The 15,507-nt window shown below is 35.3% G+C and carries 18 protein-coding genes and 2 tRNA genes; 13 read left to right on the top strand and 7 right to left on the bottom strand.

Going from position 1 to position 15,507, the window contains the following annotated elements; all coding sequences use genetic code 11:
* The first annotated feature begins 1 nt into the window (after position 1).
* The 4 genes from pth to ACE38O_RS03335 all read left to right on the top strand — a co-directional run bounded on the left by pth (position 2) and on the right by ACE38O_RS03335 (position 1,310).
* On the top strand, positions 2-550 hold the full coding sequence (gene pth / locus ACE38O_RS03320; RefSeq protein WP_374698224.1) for an aminoacyl-tRNA hydrolase: 549 nt from the start codon (positions 2-4) through the stop codon (positions 548-550).
* Positions 551-740: 190 nt separating this feature from the next.
* Positions 741-896, top strand: a complete 156-nt coding sequence (locus ACE38O_RS03325) for a hypothetical protein (protein ID WP_374698225.1) — start codon at positions 741-743, stop codon at positions 894-896.
* A gap of 13 nt (positions 897-909) precedes the next feature.
* Positions 910-1,137 (top strand): hypothetical protein, encoded by a 228-nt coding sequence (locus ACE38O_RS03330; protein WP_374698226.1) that lies wholly within the window; start codon positions 910-912, stop codon positions 1,135-1,137.
* On the top strand, positions 1,134-1,310 hold the full coding sequence (locus ACE38O_RS03335) for a hypothetical protein (RefSeq protein WP_374698227.1): 177 nt from the start codon (positions 1,134-1,136) through the stop codon (positions 1,308-1,310). Before ACE38O_RS03330 ends, ACE38O_RS03335 begins: the two co-directional genes overlap by 4 nt.
* 42 nt (positions 1,311-1,352) lie before the next feature.
* Here the strand turns inward: ACE38O_RS03335 and ACE38O_RS03340 are convergent, their stop codons facing one another.
* From ACE38O_RS03340 to ACE38O_RS03350, 3 genes are all read right to left on the bottom strand, one after another.
* Positions 1,353-2,591, bottom strand: coding sequence for an IS256-like element ISWpi15 family transposase (locus tag ACE38O_RS03340; protein ID WP_374698228.1), 1,239 nt, complete (start codon positions 2,589-2,591; stop codon positions 1,353-1,355).
* 147 nt (positions 2,592-2,738) lie between these two features.
* Positions 2,739-3,494, bottom strand: a complete 756-nt coding sequence (locus ACE38O_RS03345; RefSeq protein WP_374698229.1) for an SDR family oxidoreductase — start codon at positions 3,492-3,494, stop codon at positions 2,739-2,741.
* Positions 3,481-4,296, bottom strand: coding sequence for a YihY/virulence factor BrkB family protein (locus ACE38O_RS03350; RefSeq protein ID WP_374698230.1), 816 nt, complete (start codon positions 4,294-4,296; stop codon positions 3,481-3,483). The genes ACE38O_RS03345 and ACE38O_RS03350 overlap by 14 nt, the downstream gene beginning before the upstream one ends.
* A 136-nt stretch (positions 4,297-4,432) precedes the next feature.
* Between ACE38O_RS03350 and ACE38O_RS03355 the strand changes: the two genes are divergently transcribed.
* Both ACE38O_RS03355 and ACE38O_RS03360 read left to right on the top strand, forming a co-directional pair.
* Positions 4,433-4,786, top strand: a complete 354-nt coding sequence (locus ACE38O_RS03355) for a TrbC/VirB2 family protein (RefSeq protein WP_374698231.1) — start codon at positions 4,433-4,435, stop codon at positions 4,784-4,786.
* Between the two features lie 92 nt (positions 4,787-4,878).
* On the top strand, positions 4,879-5,178 hold the full coding sequence (locus ACE38O_RS03360; protein WP_374698232.1) for a TrbC/VirB2 family protein: 300 nt from the start codon (positions 4,879-4,881) through the stop codon (positions 5,176-5,178).
* An 898-nt stretch (positions 5,179-6,076) separates the two neighbouring features.
* Here ACE38O_RS03360 and ACE38O_RS03365 read toward each other — a convergent pair.
* From ACE38O_RS03365 to ACE38O_RS03375, 3 genes are all read right to left on the bottom strand, one after another.
* Positions 6,077-6,928: a ParB/RepB/Spo0J family partition protein gene (locus ACE38O_RS03365; RefSeq protein ID WP_374698233.1), complete on the bottom strand. Its 852-nt coding sequence runs from the start codon at positions 6,926-6,928 to the stop codon at positions 6,077-6,079.
* A complete protein-coding gene (locus ACE38O_RS03370; RefSeq protein ID WP_374698234.1) occupies positions 6,925-7,767 on the bottom strand; it encodes a ParA family protein in 843 nt (280 codons plus the stop codon). Before ACE38O_RS03370 ends, ACE38O_RS03365 begins: the two co-directional genes overlap by 4 nt.
* Positions 7,768-7,857: 90 nt before the next feature.
* On the bottom strand, positions 7,858-10,338 hold the full coding sequence (locus tag ACE38O_RS03375) for a response regulator (RefSeq protein WP_374698235.1): 2,481 nt from the start codon (positions 10,336-10,338) through the stop codon (positions 7,858-7,860).
* A 160-nt stretch (positions 10,339-10,498) separates the two neighbouring features.
* Between ACE38O_RS03375 and hemF the strand changes: the two genes are divergently transcribed.
* From hemF to sucD, 7 genes are all read left to right on the top strand, one after another.
* Positions 10,499-11,323 carry an oxygen-dependent coproporphyrinogen oxidase gene (gene hemF / locus ACE38O_RS03380; protein ID WP_374698236.1) on the top strand — a complete coding sequence of 275 codons (825 nt, stop codon included), beginning with the start codon at positions 10,499-10,501 and terminating at the stop codon, positions 11,321-11,323.
* A 104-nt stretch (positions 11,324-11,427) separates the two neighbouring features.
* Positions 11,428-11,499: transfer RNA gene (locus ACE38O_RS03385), tRNA-Glu, on the top strand.
* A gap of 28 nt (positions 11,500-11,527) precedes the next feature.
* Positions 11,528-12,214 carry a 16S rRNA (uracil(1498)-N(3))-methyltransferase gene (locus ACE38O_RS03390; protein ID WP_374698237.1) on the top strand — a complete coding sequence of 229 codons (687 nt, stop codon included), beginning with the start codon at positions 11,528-11,530 and terminating at the stop codon, positions 12,212-12,214.
* A 225-nt stretch (positions 12,215-12,439) separates the two neighbouring features.
* Positions 12,440-12,513: transfer RNA gene (locus tag ACE38O_RS03395), tRNA-Pro, on the top strand.
* A gap of 155 nt (positions 12,514-12,668) precedes the next feature.
* A complete protein-coding gene (gene rpsU, locus ACE38O_RS03400) occupies positions 12,669-12,869 on the top strand; it encodes a 30S ribosomal protein S21 (protein ID WP_374698238.1) in 201 nt (66 codons plus the stop codon).
* A gap of 29 nt (positions 12,870-12,898) precedes the next feature.
* Positions 12,899-14,050: an ADP-forming succinate--CoA ligase subunit beta gene (gene sucC, locus ACE38O_RS03405; protein WP_374698239.1), complete on the top strand. Its 1,152-nt coding sequence runs from the start codon at positions 12,899-12,901 to the stop codon at positions 14,048-14,050.
* 3 nt (positions 14,051-14,053) lie between these two features.
* The gene (sucD, locus tag ACE38O_RS03410) at positions 14,054-14,926 is read left to right on the top strand and encodes a succinate--CoA ligase subunit alpha (protein ID WP_265033078.1); all 873 of its coding nucleotides are present in this window, start codon (positions 14,054-14,056) and stop codon (positions 14,924-14,926) included.
* A gap of 94 nt (positions 14,927-15,020) precedes the next feature.
* Here the strand turns inward: sucD and ACE38O_RS03415 are convergent, their stop codons facing one another.
* Positions 15,021-15,263: a hypothetical protein gene (locus ACE38O_RS03415; RefSeq protein ID WP_374698240.1), complete on the bottom strand. Its 243-nt coding sequence runs from the start codon at positions 15,261-15,263 to the stop codon at positions 15,021-15,023.
* Positions 15,264-15,507 lie beyond the last annotated feature (244 nt).

Consider the following 15,507-nt stretch of genomic DNA (forward strand, 5'->3'; position numbering starts at 1 on the left):
AGTGCATCTGATAGTTGGACTTGGTAACCCTGGTGGTCAATATGAGTTAACTCATCATAATATCGGCTTCATCGTAGTTGATAAAATTTACAAATATTGGAATTTCCAGTCGTTTTCTAAAAAAGCCGATTATCTAATAACCTCTGGCATAATTAATGATAATAAAATCATGTTAATAAAGCCTTATTCATTTATGAATAATTCAGGCATCCCTGTTGCAAAAATACGAAACTTTTACAAATTATCGCTAGATAATATCGTTGTCATACACGATGACGCTGATTTGGAAATTGGAAGAATAAAAATAAAGAAAGGTGGTAGCTCTGCCGGACATAATGGACTTAAATCCATAGATAGTTTTATTGGTAATGATTATTGGCGCTTGAGATTTGGAGTGGGTAGACCTGAAGATGAAAAAAGCTTAGCAGATTATGTATTATCAAAATTTTCAAATTTTGATAACGTTACTCCCTTAGTGGAAAAAATAACAAAAAATATACACTTAATGCTGCAAGGAGATAATACAGCTTTTATCAATTTGATTGTATAATATTACGAAACACAAAACTAAATTTCACACAATTAAAATAACAGATTTCTTGCACTACCTCCGGCTTTGTTGCATAGCTATTGTAGTTCAGAGTAGTTATAAAGGAGAAAAGCCTTTAAATGTATGGTCACTAACGCATTTTATTGTAAAATAGGCATTTTTCAAACAAGTATAACTTATGCCACAAAAAATGAGAGTCAGTAACCAAAGAGAATATAACGAACTTCTCAAAAAAAGAGGAAATTATCTCGCTCAAGTGAGAAAGTTACATATTACCTTAAATATGATGAACAAAGAAGTAATGGCGATGAGATATACAAATGCTACCTCACGTGATAGTATGTAGTATGCTTGAGGGAATGGGTAACAAGTGCAATATTTTGTCTCTTCGTGCGGATGCATTTTATGATGCAACTAGTGTGTACAAGATATGTAAAAAGCTGAATATCAAACCTATAATACGACCTATAAAGAATGCAAGAGTCTATGAAAAAGTAGATTGTTTATCGGAAAGAAACAATAATGTTAAGGGTATACAATCTTGTAAAAATTATGAGAATGGCATAAAAAGTGGAAAAAGAAGATGAAATATGGTTTAAGGTCACATGTTGAAACTTTCTTCTTTAGGTTTAAGAGGATATTTGGGTTTAGTTTCAAAAATAAATCTGAAATAAATCGTGAAAAAGAGTTGCTAATTAAGTGTTACTTAATGAATAAATTTACTGCAATTGGCATGCCTAAGTTCGAAATGGCTGTGTGAATTTTTTAGGGAGTGTTAAATAAACTGTGTCAAACCGCATTTTTAGTTCAACTCAATTTTCAATCTGCCAGGAAAGAAAACATCAAGTTGAGAGATAGTTAATGCCCAATCATGTACAGGCATCGTCCACTTTTCCTCTGCCTTCTTTATAGCACAATATACCTGCTTATACAAGGCATTTATGCTGGTAAATGAGCCTTTGGTCTTAGTGAATTTCCTAATTTGCCTATGTAGCCCCTCTATGGGATTGGTGGTGTAGATTATCCTCCTAACTGGACCAGAATACTTAAAATAACCAGACAAGTTTTCCCAATTATTCTGCCAAGATTTTATAACCATAGGGTACTTTGTGCCCCATTTTTCATCCAATTCCAACAGATAATTCTCGGTAATTTCCTTGCTTGAAGCTTGATATACCTTCTTTAAATCGCTCAAAAAACTCTTCGCATCTTTACTGGCCACATACTTCAGTGAGTTGCGTATCTGATGCACTATACACATCTGCACTTCCGCATTAGGAAAGACACTGTTTATAGCTGCAGGAAAGCTTTTCAGCCCATCAACGCAGGCAATAAGGATATCTTCTACTCCTCTTTCTTTGAGGTCATTTAGCACTCCCAACCAGAAGTTAGCTCCTTCACTTTCAGCCAAATAAAAACCTAATACTTCTTTTTTGCCATTTTGATCTATGCCTAATATGTTATACATGCATTTACTTACGCAATGCCCGTCCTCTTTGACTTTAAAAAACATGCCATCCATGAAAACTATCGGATATACAGACTGCAGCGGGCGACTACGCCATTCGTTGATTACTGGTAGCAATTTGTCAGTAATACTTGATATCTCTGCCGCCGATATTTTGTGATCATAAATTTCCTCAACATGTGACACTATATCTCTATAGCCCATACCACTGGCAAATGTGCTCAAAATCTTCGTTTCAAGCTCTGGATGTAAGTTTGTTTGCCTTTTTTTGACTATTTGTGGTTCGAAACTTCCTTCCCTATCTCTTGGCGTCAAAAGCTCAAATGACCCTGCGCTTGTACGTAAAGTCTTTGCATTCCTCCCATTTCTTCGATTATTCTCTTCGCTTTCAGCCGACAAGTGGTTTTCTATTTCACCTTCCAGGCTTACCTCCAGCAACTTTTTTATAAACGGTGTTAATGCTCCATCTCTTCCTGTCAACGGTCTTCCTTCTCGTATAGACGACAGGATATTTGTTTCTAATTCTTTATAATCTACCAAACCGGTAGTTCTGTTTACTACTTTCTGACTCATTGTCAAACCTCCATTTTTTTATATCAATTTATTACTTTTTTTTCGGTTTGACACAGTTTATTTAACACTCCCTTTTTTATATAGAATGTTAACGTAAGTAGCTATGCAACAAAGCCGGCACTGGGATGACATCCTTTCTAGTGTAATTTATTCGGGAGATTTGCTAAGCGGTAAGATTTTTCCTGATACGCTGCAATCGTTAGAAGCTAACTCCACAAATTTGTCTGTTAGTTTATCAGGTGACACCAATTCAGATCCAGGAAATGCCTGCTCACTACCCACAGGTCCTTTCGTGTATACAGCATTTACACATAATTTTGTATGTTTTGTCTCAGATGCATATATCTGCACCATTATTTCTAGTGCAACTTTACTTGCAGCATACGGCATCCAATATGGATAAGAGGAAGGAGAAAGTGTCACCTCTGAGGTCATGAATATCACTCTTCCAGCATTAGACTTCTTTAGCATTGGATCTAAGTTTTTTAGTAAGTACCAATTGGCAGTAAAATTTGTATTCATTACGTTCTGTAGCTCTTCAATCTCACAGTCGTGAATAGGGTTCAATTTGCCTAAAATTCCAGTACATGCAACTAATATATCAAGTGCTCCAGATTCTGATAATTTCAGGCTTTCTATCATGTTTGTCAGTATCTTTACATTCTCAAAGTCTAAAAGATCAAGCTGAATTAGTTTCACAGAGCCTTCTTTAAATTCTTCAAGCTCTTCAATTTCATTATATAGTGGCTTGAGATTATCAAGAGATCTTGAAATCAGAATCACACATGCACCTTCTCTTACAAACCTTTTTGCAACAGCAGAGCCTATTTCACCTGAAGCTCCGGTGATTAAAGCTACTTTACCTTCTAACTTACTCATTTCTTTCTCCTTAGCGAGATTCATTGAAATATTTTAGCTGAAAATTAAATTTTGCTCCATATATAAAAATCAAACTTAGCATATAAAAAAATAGTAATGACACTACCATACCACCTAAACTTCCATATATCAAATTCAGTTGATCAAAGGAAGCTTTTAAGTATTGCTTGAAAGCTGAAGCAGAAATTGTCCAAAGAATAACAGCCACACAAGATCCAGGAAAGACGTCTGATAAATTTTGTTTTATGTTTGGCAACATAAAATATAGCCAAGAGACTACTGTGAAAAGTACAAATTCAATGAGGAGATATTTAGTATAACTAATCCCCTGATAGGAAAAATCAATTAGCATTGGCACTAATGTAGAGAACACTATAATTAGAGTTATAATAAGCGTGATCACTAAAAATTGTAGTATACTTAACAACCTTCTTAATATATAAGGTGGCGAAACCGGAACTTTATAAGCTTTGTTCAATATTGTTCTAAGCCCTTCAATCGTTGATGAAGCAGTCCAAATAGCACCTACAATTGCTAAAGTTAGTAAGCTTTGTGGCGGGCCTGATAGTATCTCTCTGATACGCGGCATCAAAGATGCCAAAATATCCTGTGGCATATTATCAATGATAAATACCCAGCCAATGTTATACTGGTCTAAGAAATTTGCGAATGTTGACACCACAGCCATTAAAACGATGAGAAAAGGAAATATTGATAACAGAATTAAAAATGATAAATACCCTGCATGCTCCACTCCATCATTATGAATTGTGTCAATCAAAGCACGATAAAGGCAATAAACGATGCTGTAAAATTTCTGTAGCACTATAATATAAATAAACCAAGAAAAGTATTCTAAATGAAATAAAGGATACTTTTAAGCAAAAAAATCCTTACCGTTTACTTAAATTTAATCAAAGTGAAGGATAATCCAGCATTAAATAGAAATTATCGGAGGCATAATGAAAAATTTTCTTCTACTTGTAGCTTTAATTCTCTCCTTTGCGTTTGATGCACGTGCTGATCTAGATGCAACATCAGCAGTAATATGCAAAATAATTGGTTATACTCACGGCATAGGTGGGCCGATGATTACAATAGTGATAATAGGTGCAGCTTTGCTTGCAATATTCGGTAGAATGCCGTGGCCAGCGCTTTTTGCACTCGGTGCATTTACTGCTGTGTTTTTTGGTGCTCCTGCTGTCGTCTCAAAAATAGCACCAGGTACAGCAAGTAAGTGCGAGACGTGTCCTGCTGGGCAAACATTGCAAGAGGAATCTGCAGGATCAGGGAAGTATAAGTGTAAACAGTCTTAAAAAGTTTAAGTCAATGATACTTCCTGTATCATTGACTTAAACTTAATCAAAGTGAAGGATAATCTAGTGAAATAGAAACTATAGGAGGCATAATGAAAAATTTTCTTCTACTTGTGGCGTTAATTCTCTCCTTTGCGTTTGACGCAAATGCTGCTAATGATGAAACGTCAACAGTAATATGCAAAATAATAGGGTATACTCAAAGCTTAGGTGGGCCGATGATCACAATAGTGATAATAGGTGCAGCTTTACTTGCAATATTTGGCAGAATGCCATGGCCTGCACTTTTTGCATTAGGTGTGTTTACTGCTGTATTTTTTGGTGCTCCTAAGATTGTAACGGCAATAGCACCAAGTACAGTGCAAGCATGCTCGCAGGAGCTTTCTATGTGACAGCCGTTACAAATAAATGTAAATAGGTATTACAAGCCTCAAAAAAATCTTATGTACGTGGTGCTTCTTTAAGAAGCACCACTATCACATTATATCATAAACCTTTGTTGAGGTTTTCTTTACTTGAAAGTGGTAAGTTTTACCACTTTCAGTGTCTATAACTACCTAATAAATTCTCTTTCTGTAATCATATCAGTTAAAGTCTGAATTCCAGTGTCAAGCACTGGAATGACAAGCAGTCTCAACAACTACATGGTGTCATGCAAGTAGCTGACTACTTGGATCCAGGAAAAAGAATGGTGTCATGCAAGTAGCCTCCTTCTCCTGTCATCCCAGTGCGTGACACCCTACTAGCGGAAGTTACTCTCAAATGTTTGTTCATGTTAGCCATAAATATTTAAGAAATTTACCAAACGAAAAAAAAGGCAAAAGAAGCCCTGGTCATTGTCTATTTTCAGTATTGGCGTTTTTTTATGTTTTAAACGTTTAATAACCGCGACTCAGCTGCTTTTTAATGCAACTAACCTTTAGTCATAAATGTTTAAGAAATTTACTAAGCAGAAAAAAAGGCAAAAGAAACCCCGTGTTAGCTAGTTGTCACTCTCTAATCCTGCAAATTGGCGTACTATACTGTCTTAAACGACTTATAAGCGCGTTTCAGCTTATATAGGTAAAAACCCAGAAATGTTGTGAAGACATAAGGTGCACATAGTGCAAAAAATTAAAAATAAGACGCCAACTACGTTGTTTTCTTGCTGTTTAATCTGCACAGATGAAGATAACTGAATACCTTCAGTTTCATGATAAGGGGGCTGGTGGAGTTTGTCAAGTGATTTTTGTCTCTCCATGCTACTTGGGTGACACCAACAGTTGTATTTTATATTATCTTTTTGCTCTACTAGCACTCAAGTTTCCTATTTAAAATTTTTAATATTAAATTCAATTCATTTGGATTATTATACCGTATCATAACTTTACCCTTAGAATTACTGTCATTAATTTTGATCTTTAAACCAAGTTGAGAAGATATAGCACCTTCTAGTGCTGCCATATCTTGATTTTTAGTACACTTATGCTCTTTTTGATCATTATTTTGTTGTAAGTCTTTTATCAATTTTTCAGTTTGTCTAACGCTCAGGCCTTGAGAAACTATTTTTTCTGCAATATTTTCTGCATTTTCAACATTAATCAACGCTCTTGCATGACCCATAGACAACTTTTTCTCGTTGATCATTGTTTTTACCCCATCAGGGAGTGATAACATCCGAGTCATATTGGTTATGTGGCTGCGGCTTTTGCCTATAGCTGAAGCTAATTCTTCATGTGTATAGAAGAACTCATCTATCAGTTTTCTGTAAGCTTCACCTTCTTCTATTGGATTAATATCTTGCCTTTGTATGTTTTCAATGATGGATACTTCTAAACATTCCTTGTCGCTCAGATCTTTTATGATAACCGGTGCACTATCAAGATTTGCAATCTTGCTTGCTCGCCAACGACGTTCCCCAGCTATTATTTCATAGCCATCTTTATTTGAGTCTTTACGTACCACGATAGGCTGTATAATGCCATTTTTCTCTATCGAATTTGCAAGTTCTTTTAATGACTCTTCGTCAAAATATTTTCTTGGCTGAAATTTGCTTGGGTGCAGTAATGAAATAGGCAAATACTCTTGTCGATCTTCTTTATTATCATGATTATCGCCTATGAGGCCGGCAAGACCTCTGCCGAGGCGTCTATCATCCTTCATACCACGCCCTCACTCACTAGCTTCTTCTCCTTACAACTGCTCGCATGCTTTTTTAAAATTTCCCTTGCCAAACTTATATATGCTTGTGCACCAGAACACTTAAGATCATACACAATAGCTGGTTTTCCATGAGAAGGCGCTTCTGATAACCGTACGTTACGTGGAATAATAGTCTCATATAATGGAATAATGGTTTTGTATACTTTATCATTTAAATACTGGCAAATATCATTTTTAATCTGTTCACTAAGTTTGTTGCGCCTGTCATACATTGTTAACACGATCCCTTCTATTGCCAAAAAAGGGTTTAGGTTATTCCTTTTTATCAGTTCTACAGTTTTAACTAAATGGCTTAATCCTTCCAGAGCAAAAAACTCACACTGAAGAGGAACAATAATAGAATTAGCAGCAGTCAAAGCATTTATGGTTAGAAGCCCAAGTGATGGAGGGCAATCGATGATTATATACTCATAATTATCGCGTATCTTCTCTAATGCGCTTTTTAGCACAAATTTTCCTCGCTCAAGTTGCGATAATTCAATTTCTGCAGCTGACAGATCAACTACTGACGAAATTAGTGATAAATTTGGAATTTCCTTTATATTGAAAATTGCCGATTCTATCAATTTATTTTCGCTGCTCAGTAGTATTTTGTATATATTTTTTTCTTCCCTACTACGATAAGAAATCCCGAGTCCGGTGCTAGCATTTCCTTGAGGATCAAGATCTACCAATAAAGTGCTTTTTCCCACAGCAGCAAAGGCTGTCGATAAATTTATACTAGTTGTGGTTTTGCCAACTCCACCCTTTTGATTTACTATTGCAATAATCTTGCTCACGCCTTTTATCTTATGTATAAAATAATTCTATTGTATATATGCAAGAAACTTTTGCATTAGAAAATTTTTTTGTTGCTAATCACACTAAAATTAGACTGTCTTTTTTGCTTTGTGTAACACACTTTGAACCTTGTTTCCTAATTCATTCAGAGTGAATGGTTTTGGCAAAAAGTGAAAATCTTCTATATTGATGTCATCACTCTTTAAAAAAGCATCTTCTGCATACCCAGAAATAAAAATAACGTTGATATTTGGCCTATGGATCAATGCTTCTTTAACTATTTCTGGACCACTCACCTCTGGCATGATTACATCAGTGATTATTAGATCTATGTGTTGATTTTTTTTACTGATTATTTCTAGCGCCTCGCTGCCTATGCTCGCTTCTATTACATCAAATCCTTTTCTTTTTAGTGCTTTAGAGATGAATTCCCTTACTGAATTTTCATCTTCAATCAATAAAATTATACCATTACCTTTAATTTCACTTACTACCGGTCTTTCTATTTCTTCACTATCTTCCTCTCTCAGATTTTCATCTGATATGTAAACCATGGGCAAAAATATGCTAAATTTAGTTCCATGATTTACTTTGCTAGCAACATAGATGTATCCTTCAGTTTGTTTAATAATGCCATATACAGTAGAGAGGCCAAGACCTGTACCAGAGGTAATATCTTTGGTAGAAAAAAATGGGTCAAATGCCTTTTCAATTGTATCACTTGTCATTCCACATCCAGTATCAATTACTTCAATCACAACATAATTTCCATGTTCGATCGTTTCCTTGTCTGGAGAAAACATGTCCTGAGGTGTAGAATTCAGTGAGTTAATCTTTTGATTAAAGGTTCGTATAGTTAATGCTCCGCCCTTTTCCATAGCAGCACTAGCATTGACTGCTAAGTTAAGTATAACTTGCTCTAATTGCCCTTGATCAGCCCTAACAGCACCCAAGTCTCTACCATAATAAATATTAAATTTTATATTTTCACCTATTAATCTTTTTATCATTTCATAAAGATTAGCTATAGTACTATTTACATCAATAATTTTTGGCTGTAAGGTCTGTCTTCTTGAAAAAGCAAGCAATTGCCTTACTAAATTTGATCCACGCTTTGCATTTTGCTGTATCTGTATTATATCTCCAAAAGATGGATCACCAGCTGAATGTTGGAGTAAAAGCAAATCGCAAAATCCTATTATCCCAGTCAATATATTGTTGAAATCATGCGCAATACCACCTGCTAACTGCCCTATAGCTTGCATCTTTTGATAATGTTCAAGCTTTATCTCTAGGTTTTTGTGTTCAGTATTGTCAATAAAATAACAAAGTATGAAGATCATTTTATTATGAAGAAACTTATTGAAATATATTTTTATGTTATTATCGCCGTTGAGCTGTACATCAAAGGACGCATTATTTATTCTATTACTCGAAAAATATTCACGTATTTTCACATGATAACTATCTAATATCAATGTAAAGATTGAATTATTATCTGACCCTGCAAGCTTTATTAGTGCCGTATTTTTCTTTACAAAGTTGCCGTTTATGTCACATTGTGCAATAGCAATTGATGAATTTGCAAAACAAGGGTGTAATTGATAATCAACAATATTTGATTCGGTTGGTGTTATAAAGCCATATATATAGCTATGGTTGTATTTATCACAAAATATAGCAGTGCTCATATAAGCCTTGAATGGAATACCACTTATAGTAAAAAACAAAATTTCATTATCGGTTGTTGTATTGTTATATTTAGATTGAGATATAAAATCACTGATCGAGCTACCTTTTTCCAGTTTTTTCAGTTCAAATATATCTAAAAATCTTTTATTTACAGATAAAATCACCCCTTTGGCATTTGCAATGTAAGTTCCTATACTGTGTTTTTCTATTAACTCTTCATATATCTGCTCCTTGTTTATCTGTGTTGCTTTTAACACAAAATACCCATCTGGCCTTGCTATTGGCACTAATGATAAATTTAAAATCTTATTACTATTTATAGCAATTTGGGAATTATCTGGTATCGGCTCAAAGAGCAAAAGAAAGTTAGATACTCTATTCTTCTTGTTTAAGGAAATGCATACTTGTACAGAAGAGTTATTTTTTAGTGCATGATAGAGTACTTTTTTGTCTTCTTCTGAAACATCTCCTATTTCAAAAATCTTGCCTAACGTAATGTCATCATCTATATGATCTTTAAACCTTTCGTAGAACCTTGCATCAGCATAAATAATACCCTCATCTCTATGTAAAATAAGGCAAAATTCTGTATTATGATTTAGTGCATTTGCAAATATTGCATTTTGAAATTCTATAGTATTAAGTAGGTGTCTGTAGCGTTTTACATTATATATCATAAAGAGAGTTGTTAGAATGCTAACTAATAAATTAATCTCTATATTAATATGCTGACTATATATATCAAAAAAGTAGAGTATCGATATTGCTACTGGAGGTAAGAGCATAATAACTGCCATCACAACAATTGACATTCCATAATTTCTTAGTATGAAGTCAACCCTGTTCTCTTTTTTGTTATCTATGTATCTTTTACTCATTATTGTTACTTGGCATCGTTGTACATACGAAAATGTTTTATTATATTGATTTAATTATTATAGATTTATTAACGTCTTTGATAGATAATTATCATCCAAATCTAATTAAGTTCCTTAAATATCAGATATAACAATGTTAATAAGCTAGCGAGAGGATATTATGGAAAAACAAAGAACACAAGCATTTAAGTGGTTCTGTGCACTAAGAGATAAGATCATAGAATCTTTCTTATTAATTGAAAAACAATCATCCGCAGAGCCAAAGATCGAAAAAAGAAAGTGGGATCGCCCAGGTGGTGGAGGTGGTGAATCTACAATTATTTTTGGCAATGTTTTTGAAAAAGTTGGAGTAAACGTTTCAAAAGTACACGGAAAATTTGCAGATTCAGCCATTAATGAAGTTTCTGGTGCAAGTGAAAGTAACGGAGAGTTTTGGGCAAGCGGTATATCTTTAGTGTCTCATATGCAATCGCCCCTTATCCCTGCAGCACATATGAACACAAGGCTGATATATACTTCAAAACAATGGTTTGGTGGAGGGATGGATTTTACGCCAATATATAAAAATGAAGAAGATTGCAAGTATATTCATGAATCAATCAAAATAACATGTGATAGATTTGACACCGGATATTATCCAAAATTTAAAGAGCAATGTGACAACTATTTTTTCTTACCACATAGAAAAGAGCCGCGTGGCATTGGTGGTATTTTCTATGATAATCTGAGTTCTGGCAATTGGAGAAATGATTTTGAGTTCACAAAAGCAGTAGGTGAAGCCTTTTTGGAAATTTATTTGCACATCATACGTAAACATATACAAAAATCTTGGACAAAAGAACAACGAGAAAATCAATTAATAAAACGTGGCAGATATGTAGAATTCAATCTGTTATACGATCGTGGCACAAGGTTTGGTTTAATGACTGACGGCAATCCAGATGCAATTATGATGTCAATGCCACCACTTGTTAAGTGGGTGTAAATCACTCTTATCATAAGTTGGGATTTCATAAAAACTGCTTGTGTCGTAAAACAATTGGATTGACTTTATGTGCATAATCAATATAACTTGAGTTAATTCGCATTGACTCTTTCGTCTAGTGGTTAGGACACCACCCTTTCACGGTGGTAACACGGGTTCAAATCCCGTAAGAGTCACTCAAGTAGAATATAATTAAAGTTTTGAATGGGAAAAATTAGGCTTTATTTTGAAGAAGCTTTATCACAAGGCATGAGTTTAGCACTTAATCCACAACAAAGTCACTATATTTGCAATGTAATGCGGCTTAAGAAGTATGATAATCTCTCTCTTTTTAATGGAAAGGATGGAGAATGGTTAGGAGAAGTAGTTAATATATCGCGTAAATTAACAAAAGTTACACTCAAAGAATGCACTAAACAACAGCAATATGAGGAAAATTTATACTTATATTGTGCCATGGTAAAAAGTGGTGCTTTAGGCAACATAGTAAGACAGGCAACTGAAATGGGAGTAACCTGCATTCAATTTATTTCAACGGAACGTACAGTAGTAAAAAACATTAACCTAAGTAGAGCAAAATTACAGGCAATCGAAGCTGCGGAACAATCCGGTAGGATGAGTATACCAGAGATTTTGCCTCCTATTAACTTTTGTGAGTTACCTGATTCCCAGAGTAAAAATTTTGTTTTATGTGATGAAACAGGTAAAGCTGATAAAGTGCTGAAAGGTAAGAAAAATGTTGCTATTATTGTTGGCCCTGAAGGTGGTTTTTCATCTTATGAACTTGATCTTGCCGGTAAGTTTTGTCAAAAATTGAGTCTAGGAAAAAGAATTTTAAGGGTCGATACTGCTGTGGTTGCTGCACTAACTTTCACCAATTGGTGTAGCTAGATTTTTAAATATGGCTAAGGTTTGGGCCATAGAGAAATCTGATTCAGTGTTGCACGCGCTAACTGTACAAACTCTATAGGCCGCCTGCGAAGCAGTTTGCTACTAAAGAGGAGCTAATAAAAAACATATTCTAAAATAATATTAAATCTTATATTATATTTTTTCTAAAATAAACAAATGAATCTTGCATTTTGCCTGAGTTATTGATACTCTGAGTAAAGAAGTCGGGGCGTAGCGCAGCCTGGTAGCGCATTTGGTTTGGGACCAAAGGGTCGGGAGTTCAAATCTCTCCGCCCCGATACTAGCAGAAGTTTTAACGCTTTTAATAGTTAGAGCTTTTAAAGGCATTTCGTTCATATTGCAGTTTAACGCTCAAGTTTATAAAATAATTGACAATGTTAATTTTCTAATTTATAAATAAATTTTAAAATGATTACCGAAGGAGGTATAGAGTTTGATTGAAGTATCAGTCCATTATGGTGATGTAGACAGAGCTCTTCCAATATTGAAAAAAACAATTCAAAAGGAAGGAAGAGGGTTGAAAATGAAAAAACAATATCATGAAAAAAAATCAGAAAAAACAGCTAAAAAGAAAGCTGAAGCGAGAAAAAAGAGGCACCAGCAAGAATGCAGAAGGCAGCGTTACGGTTGGTAATTTTTTAATAGTTTATCATTGGTTGTTTTATGAATATTCACGAATATCAAGCAAAAGAGATTTTGCATAAATTTAATGTCCCGGTGCCAAAAGGTTTTGTCACTATATCTGCAGAAGGAGTAAAGACTCAAGTAAGTCAATTAAAATCTGACGTGTTTGTGGTTAAAGCTCAAATTCATGCAGGTGGTAGGGGTAAAGCCGGTGGCGTAAAGCTAGCAAAGTCAGCTGAAGAAGCTCAACAGTTTGTAAAAGACATGATTGGTATGACTTTAGTTACTCATCAAACAGGGCCAAGCGGGCAGCAAGTAAGAAGAGTATATATTGAAGAAGGCTCAAGCATTAAGAAAGAGTATTACTTAAGCCTGGTAATTGACCCGAAGCTCAGTAGGCCAATATTCATATTTTCCTCAGAAGGTGGAATGGACATCGAAGAAGTGGCGAAAAATTCTCCCGCAAAAATTGTGAAATTTGATATTGATCTTGCTACAAGTTTTGATAGCAGCAAGTTAAGCAGCAGTTTTAATTTGAGTTCAGAACAAATAGAAAAAATAACAAATGTTGCAAAAAATATATATGATGCGTTTATTGCAACTGATGCGAGCCAAATTGAAATTAATCCACTGGTTGAAACAAGTTCTGGAGATTTTATTGCGCTCGATGCGAAAATTAATTTCGATGACAATGCTTTATATCGTCACCCAGAAATTATGGAACTTCGTGATTATGATGAAGAAGTGAAAGAAGAGATAGAGGCTTCAAAGTATGGGCTCAGTTACATCAAAATGGATGGCAGTATTGGTTGCATGGTAAATGGTGCAGGTCTTGCTATGGCAACAATGGATATAATAAAATACTACGGAGCAGAGCCTGCTAACTTTTTGGATGTTGGTGGTGGAGCGAGTAAAGAAACTGTAACTGAAGCATTTAAAATCATATTGTCTGATAGCAACGTAAGAGGAATTTTGGTTAACATATTTGGTGGTATAATGCGTTGCGATATTATCGCAAGTGGAATTGTTGCGGCTGTAAAAGAAATGAGCATTAAAGTTCCTCTAGTGGTTAGATTATCAGGTACTAATTTTGAAGAAGGAAAAAAAATTTTAGAAGAGTCGGGATTAAATATTATTGCTGCAGATGAGCTAGATGAAGCTGCGCAAAAGATAGTAAAAGAGGTAAAATAAAGCATGTCCGTTTTAGTAAATAAAGATACAAGATTAATATGCCAGGGTTTTACTGGTGCACAAGGTACGTTTCATTCAGAGCAAGCTATTGACTACGGGACGAAAATGGTTGGCGGTGTAACTCCTGGAAAGGGTGATAGCACTCACCTTAATTTACCGGTTTTTAATACTGTAGCAGAAGCTAGAGAAAAAACTGATGCGAATGCTACGGTAATATATGTACCTGCTAAATTTGCTGCTGCTGCAATACTTGAAGCAATAGATGCAAAAATAGAATTGATAGTTTGTATTACAGAAGGCATTCCTATACTTGATATGGTGAAAGTTAAGCGCGCGCTTGTTGATTCAAAAAGTCGATTGGTTGGTCCCAACTGCCCGGGAATTATTACGCCTGAAGAGTGCAAAATAGGAATTATGCCTGGCCATATCCATAAGCGTGGACACATAGGAATTATGTCTCGCTCCGGAACTTTAACTTACGAGGCAGTAGCACAAACAACCGCTGTTGGTCTTGGTCAATCCACGTGTATCGGAATTGGGGGGGATCCAGTTCATGGTATGACATTTGTCGACTGTATGGAGCTCTTTTTAAAAGATGACGATACTCATGGTATTGTAGTTATTGGTGAAATAGGTGGAAACGAAGAAGAAGATGTATCACATTTTGTGAAAACAGAAAAAACTAAAAAGCCAATCGTTGGTTTTGTAGCAGGTCAAACAGCACCTCCAGGAAGACGTATGGGACACGCTGGAGCAATCATCTCTTCCAGTGGTGGAAGTGCTGGTGCAAAACTAGAAGTTATGCGGAGCGCCGGGATTGCAATTGCTGAAACCCCTGCAGTGATTGGTAAGAAGGTATTGGAAGTAATGCATTAGTGCCTAATCTAAAACGCAGCTGTACGAACGTTGTGATTTGAGGAGCAGTTTCTGCTAGAAAGGGTGTCACTCAAGTAGCTGACACTGGTTCACTCTATAATGGTGTCATCCAAGTAGCTGACACTGATTCCTTTATGACGGCCCAGTGCCCTCTTCTTGTCATCCCAGTGCCCTGACTACTTGGATCCAGGAAACTTAATTGCAAGTAATGCATTGGGTTTGGTGAATATGGGTTTTGCGTTATAGAATGAAGCACTTTTGGTGAATTTGTAAAGAAAACTGGATCCAAGTAGTCGAAGCACTGGGATGACACCGTCATAGAGTGAACCAGCATCATGTGCTGACCATTTTCGGTCTCTTAAATTACTTTAGCCATAAATATTTAAGAAATTTACCAAATAAAAAAAGGCAAAAGAAGCCCTGGTCATTGTTTATTTTCAGTATTTGGCGTTTTTTTAAGTCTTAAACACTGCGATTTAGCTGCTTTTAAGTGCAACTAACCTTAGCTAAAATGTTTAAGAAATTTACTAGGCAGAAAAAAAGGCAAAAGAAATCCCGTGTTAGCTAGTTGTCACTCTCTA

Origin of the sequence: Wolbachia endosymbiont (group B) of Limnophora tigrina, from assembly GCF_964263235.1 — a bacterium.
Taxonomy (GTDB): domain Bacteria; phylum Pseudomonadota; class Alphaproteobacteria; order Rickettsiales; family Anaplasmataceae; genus Wolbachia.

Excerpts from the sequence above, each read along its gene's own strand:
- hemF (WP_374698236.1), top strand. The coding sequence starts at position 10,499 with ATGGAAAAACAAAGAACACAAGCATTTAAGTGGTTCTGTGCACTAAGA.
- ACE38O_RS03340 (WP_374698228.1), bottom strand. The coding sequence starts at position 2,591 with ATGAGTCAGAAAGTAGTAAACAGAACTACCGGTTTGGTAGATTATAAA.
- ACE38O_RS03325 (WP_374698225.1), top strand. The coding sequence starts at position 741 with ATGAGAGTCAGTAACCAAAGAGAATATAACGAACTTCTCAAAAAAAGA.
- sucC (WP_374698239.1), top strand. The coding sequence starts at position 12,899 with ATGAATATTCACGAATATCAAGCAAAAGAGATTTTGCATAAATTTAAT.
- ACE38O_RS03415 (WP_374698240.1), bottom strand. The coding sequence starts at position 15,263 with ATGATGCTGGTTCACTCTATGACGGTGTCATCCCAGTGCTTCGACTAC.
- ACE38O_RS03360 (WP_374698232.1), top strand. The coding sequence starts at position 4,879 with ATGAAAAATTTTCTTCTACTTGTGGCGTTAATTCTCTCCTTTGCGTTT.
- ACE38O_RS03345 (WP_374698229.1), bottom strand. The coding sequence starts at position 3,494 with ATGAATCTCGCTAAGGAGAAAGAAATGAGTAAGTTAGAAGGTAAAGTA.
- sucD (WP_265033078.1), top strand. The coding sequence starts at position 14,054 with ATGTCCGTTTTAGTAAATAAAGATACAAGATTAATATGCCAGGGTTTT.
- ACE38O_RS03330 (WP_374698226.1), top strand. The coding sequence starts at position 910 with ATGGGTAACAAGTGCAATATTTTGTCTCTTCGTGCGGATGCATTTTAT.
- ACE38O_RS03355 (WP_374698231.1), top strand. The coding sequence starts at position 4,433 with ATGAAAAATTTTCTTCTACTTGTAGCTTTAATTCTCTCCTTTGCGTTT.
- ACE38O_RS03335 (WP_374698227.1), top strand. The coding sequence starts at position 1,134 with ATGAAATATGGTTTAAGGTCACATGTTGAAACTTTCTTCTTTAGGTTT.
- ACE38O_RS03375 (WP_374698235.1), bottom strand. The coding sequence starts at position 10,338 with ATGAGTAAAAGATACATAGATAACAAAAAAGAGAACAGGGTTGACTTC.
- ACE38O_RS03390 (WP_374698237.1), top strand. The coding sequence starts at position 11,528 with ATGGGAAAAATTAGGCTTTATTTTGAAGAAGCTTTATCACAAGGCATG.
- ACE38O_RS03365 (WP_374698233.1), bottom strand. The coding sequence starts at position 6,928 with ATGAAGGATGATAGACGCCTCGGCAGAGGTCTTGCCGGCCTCATAGGC.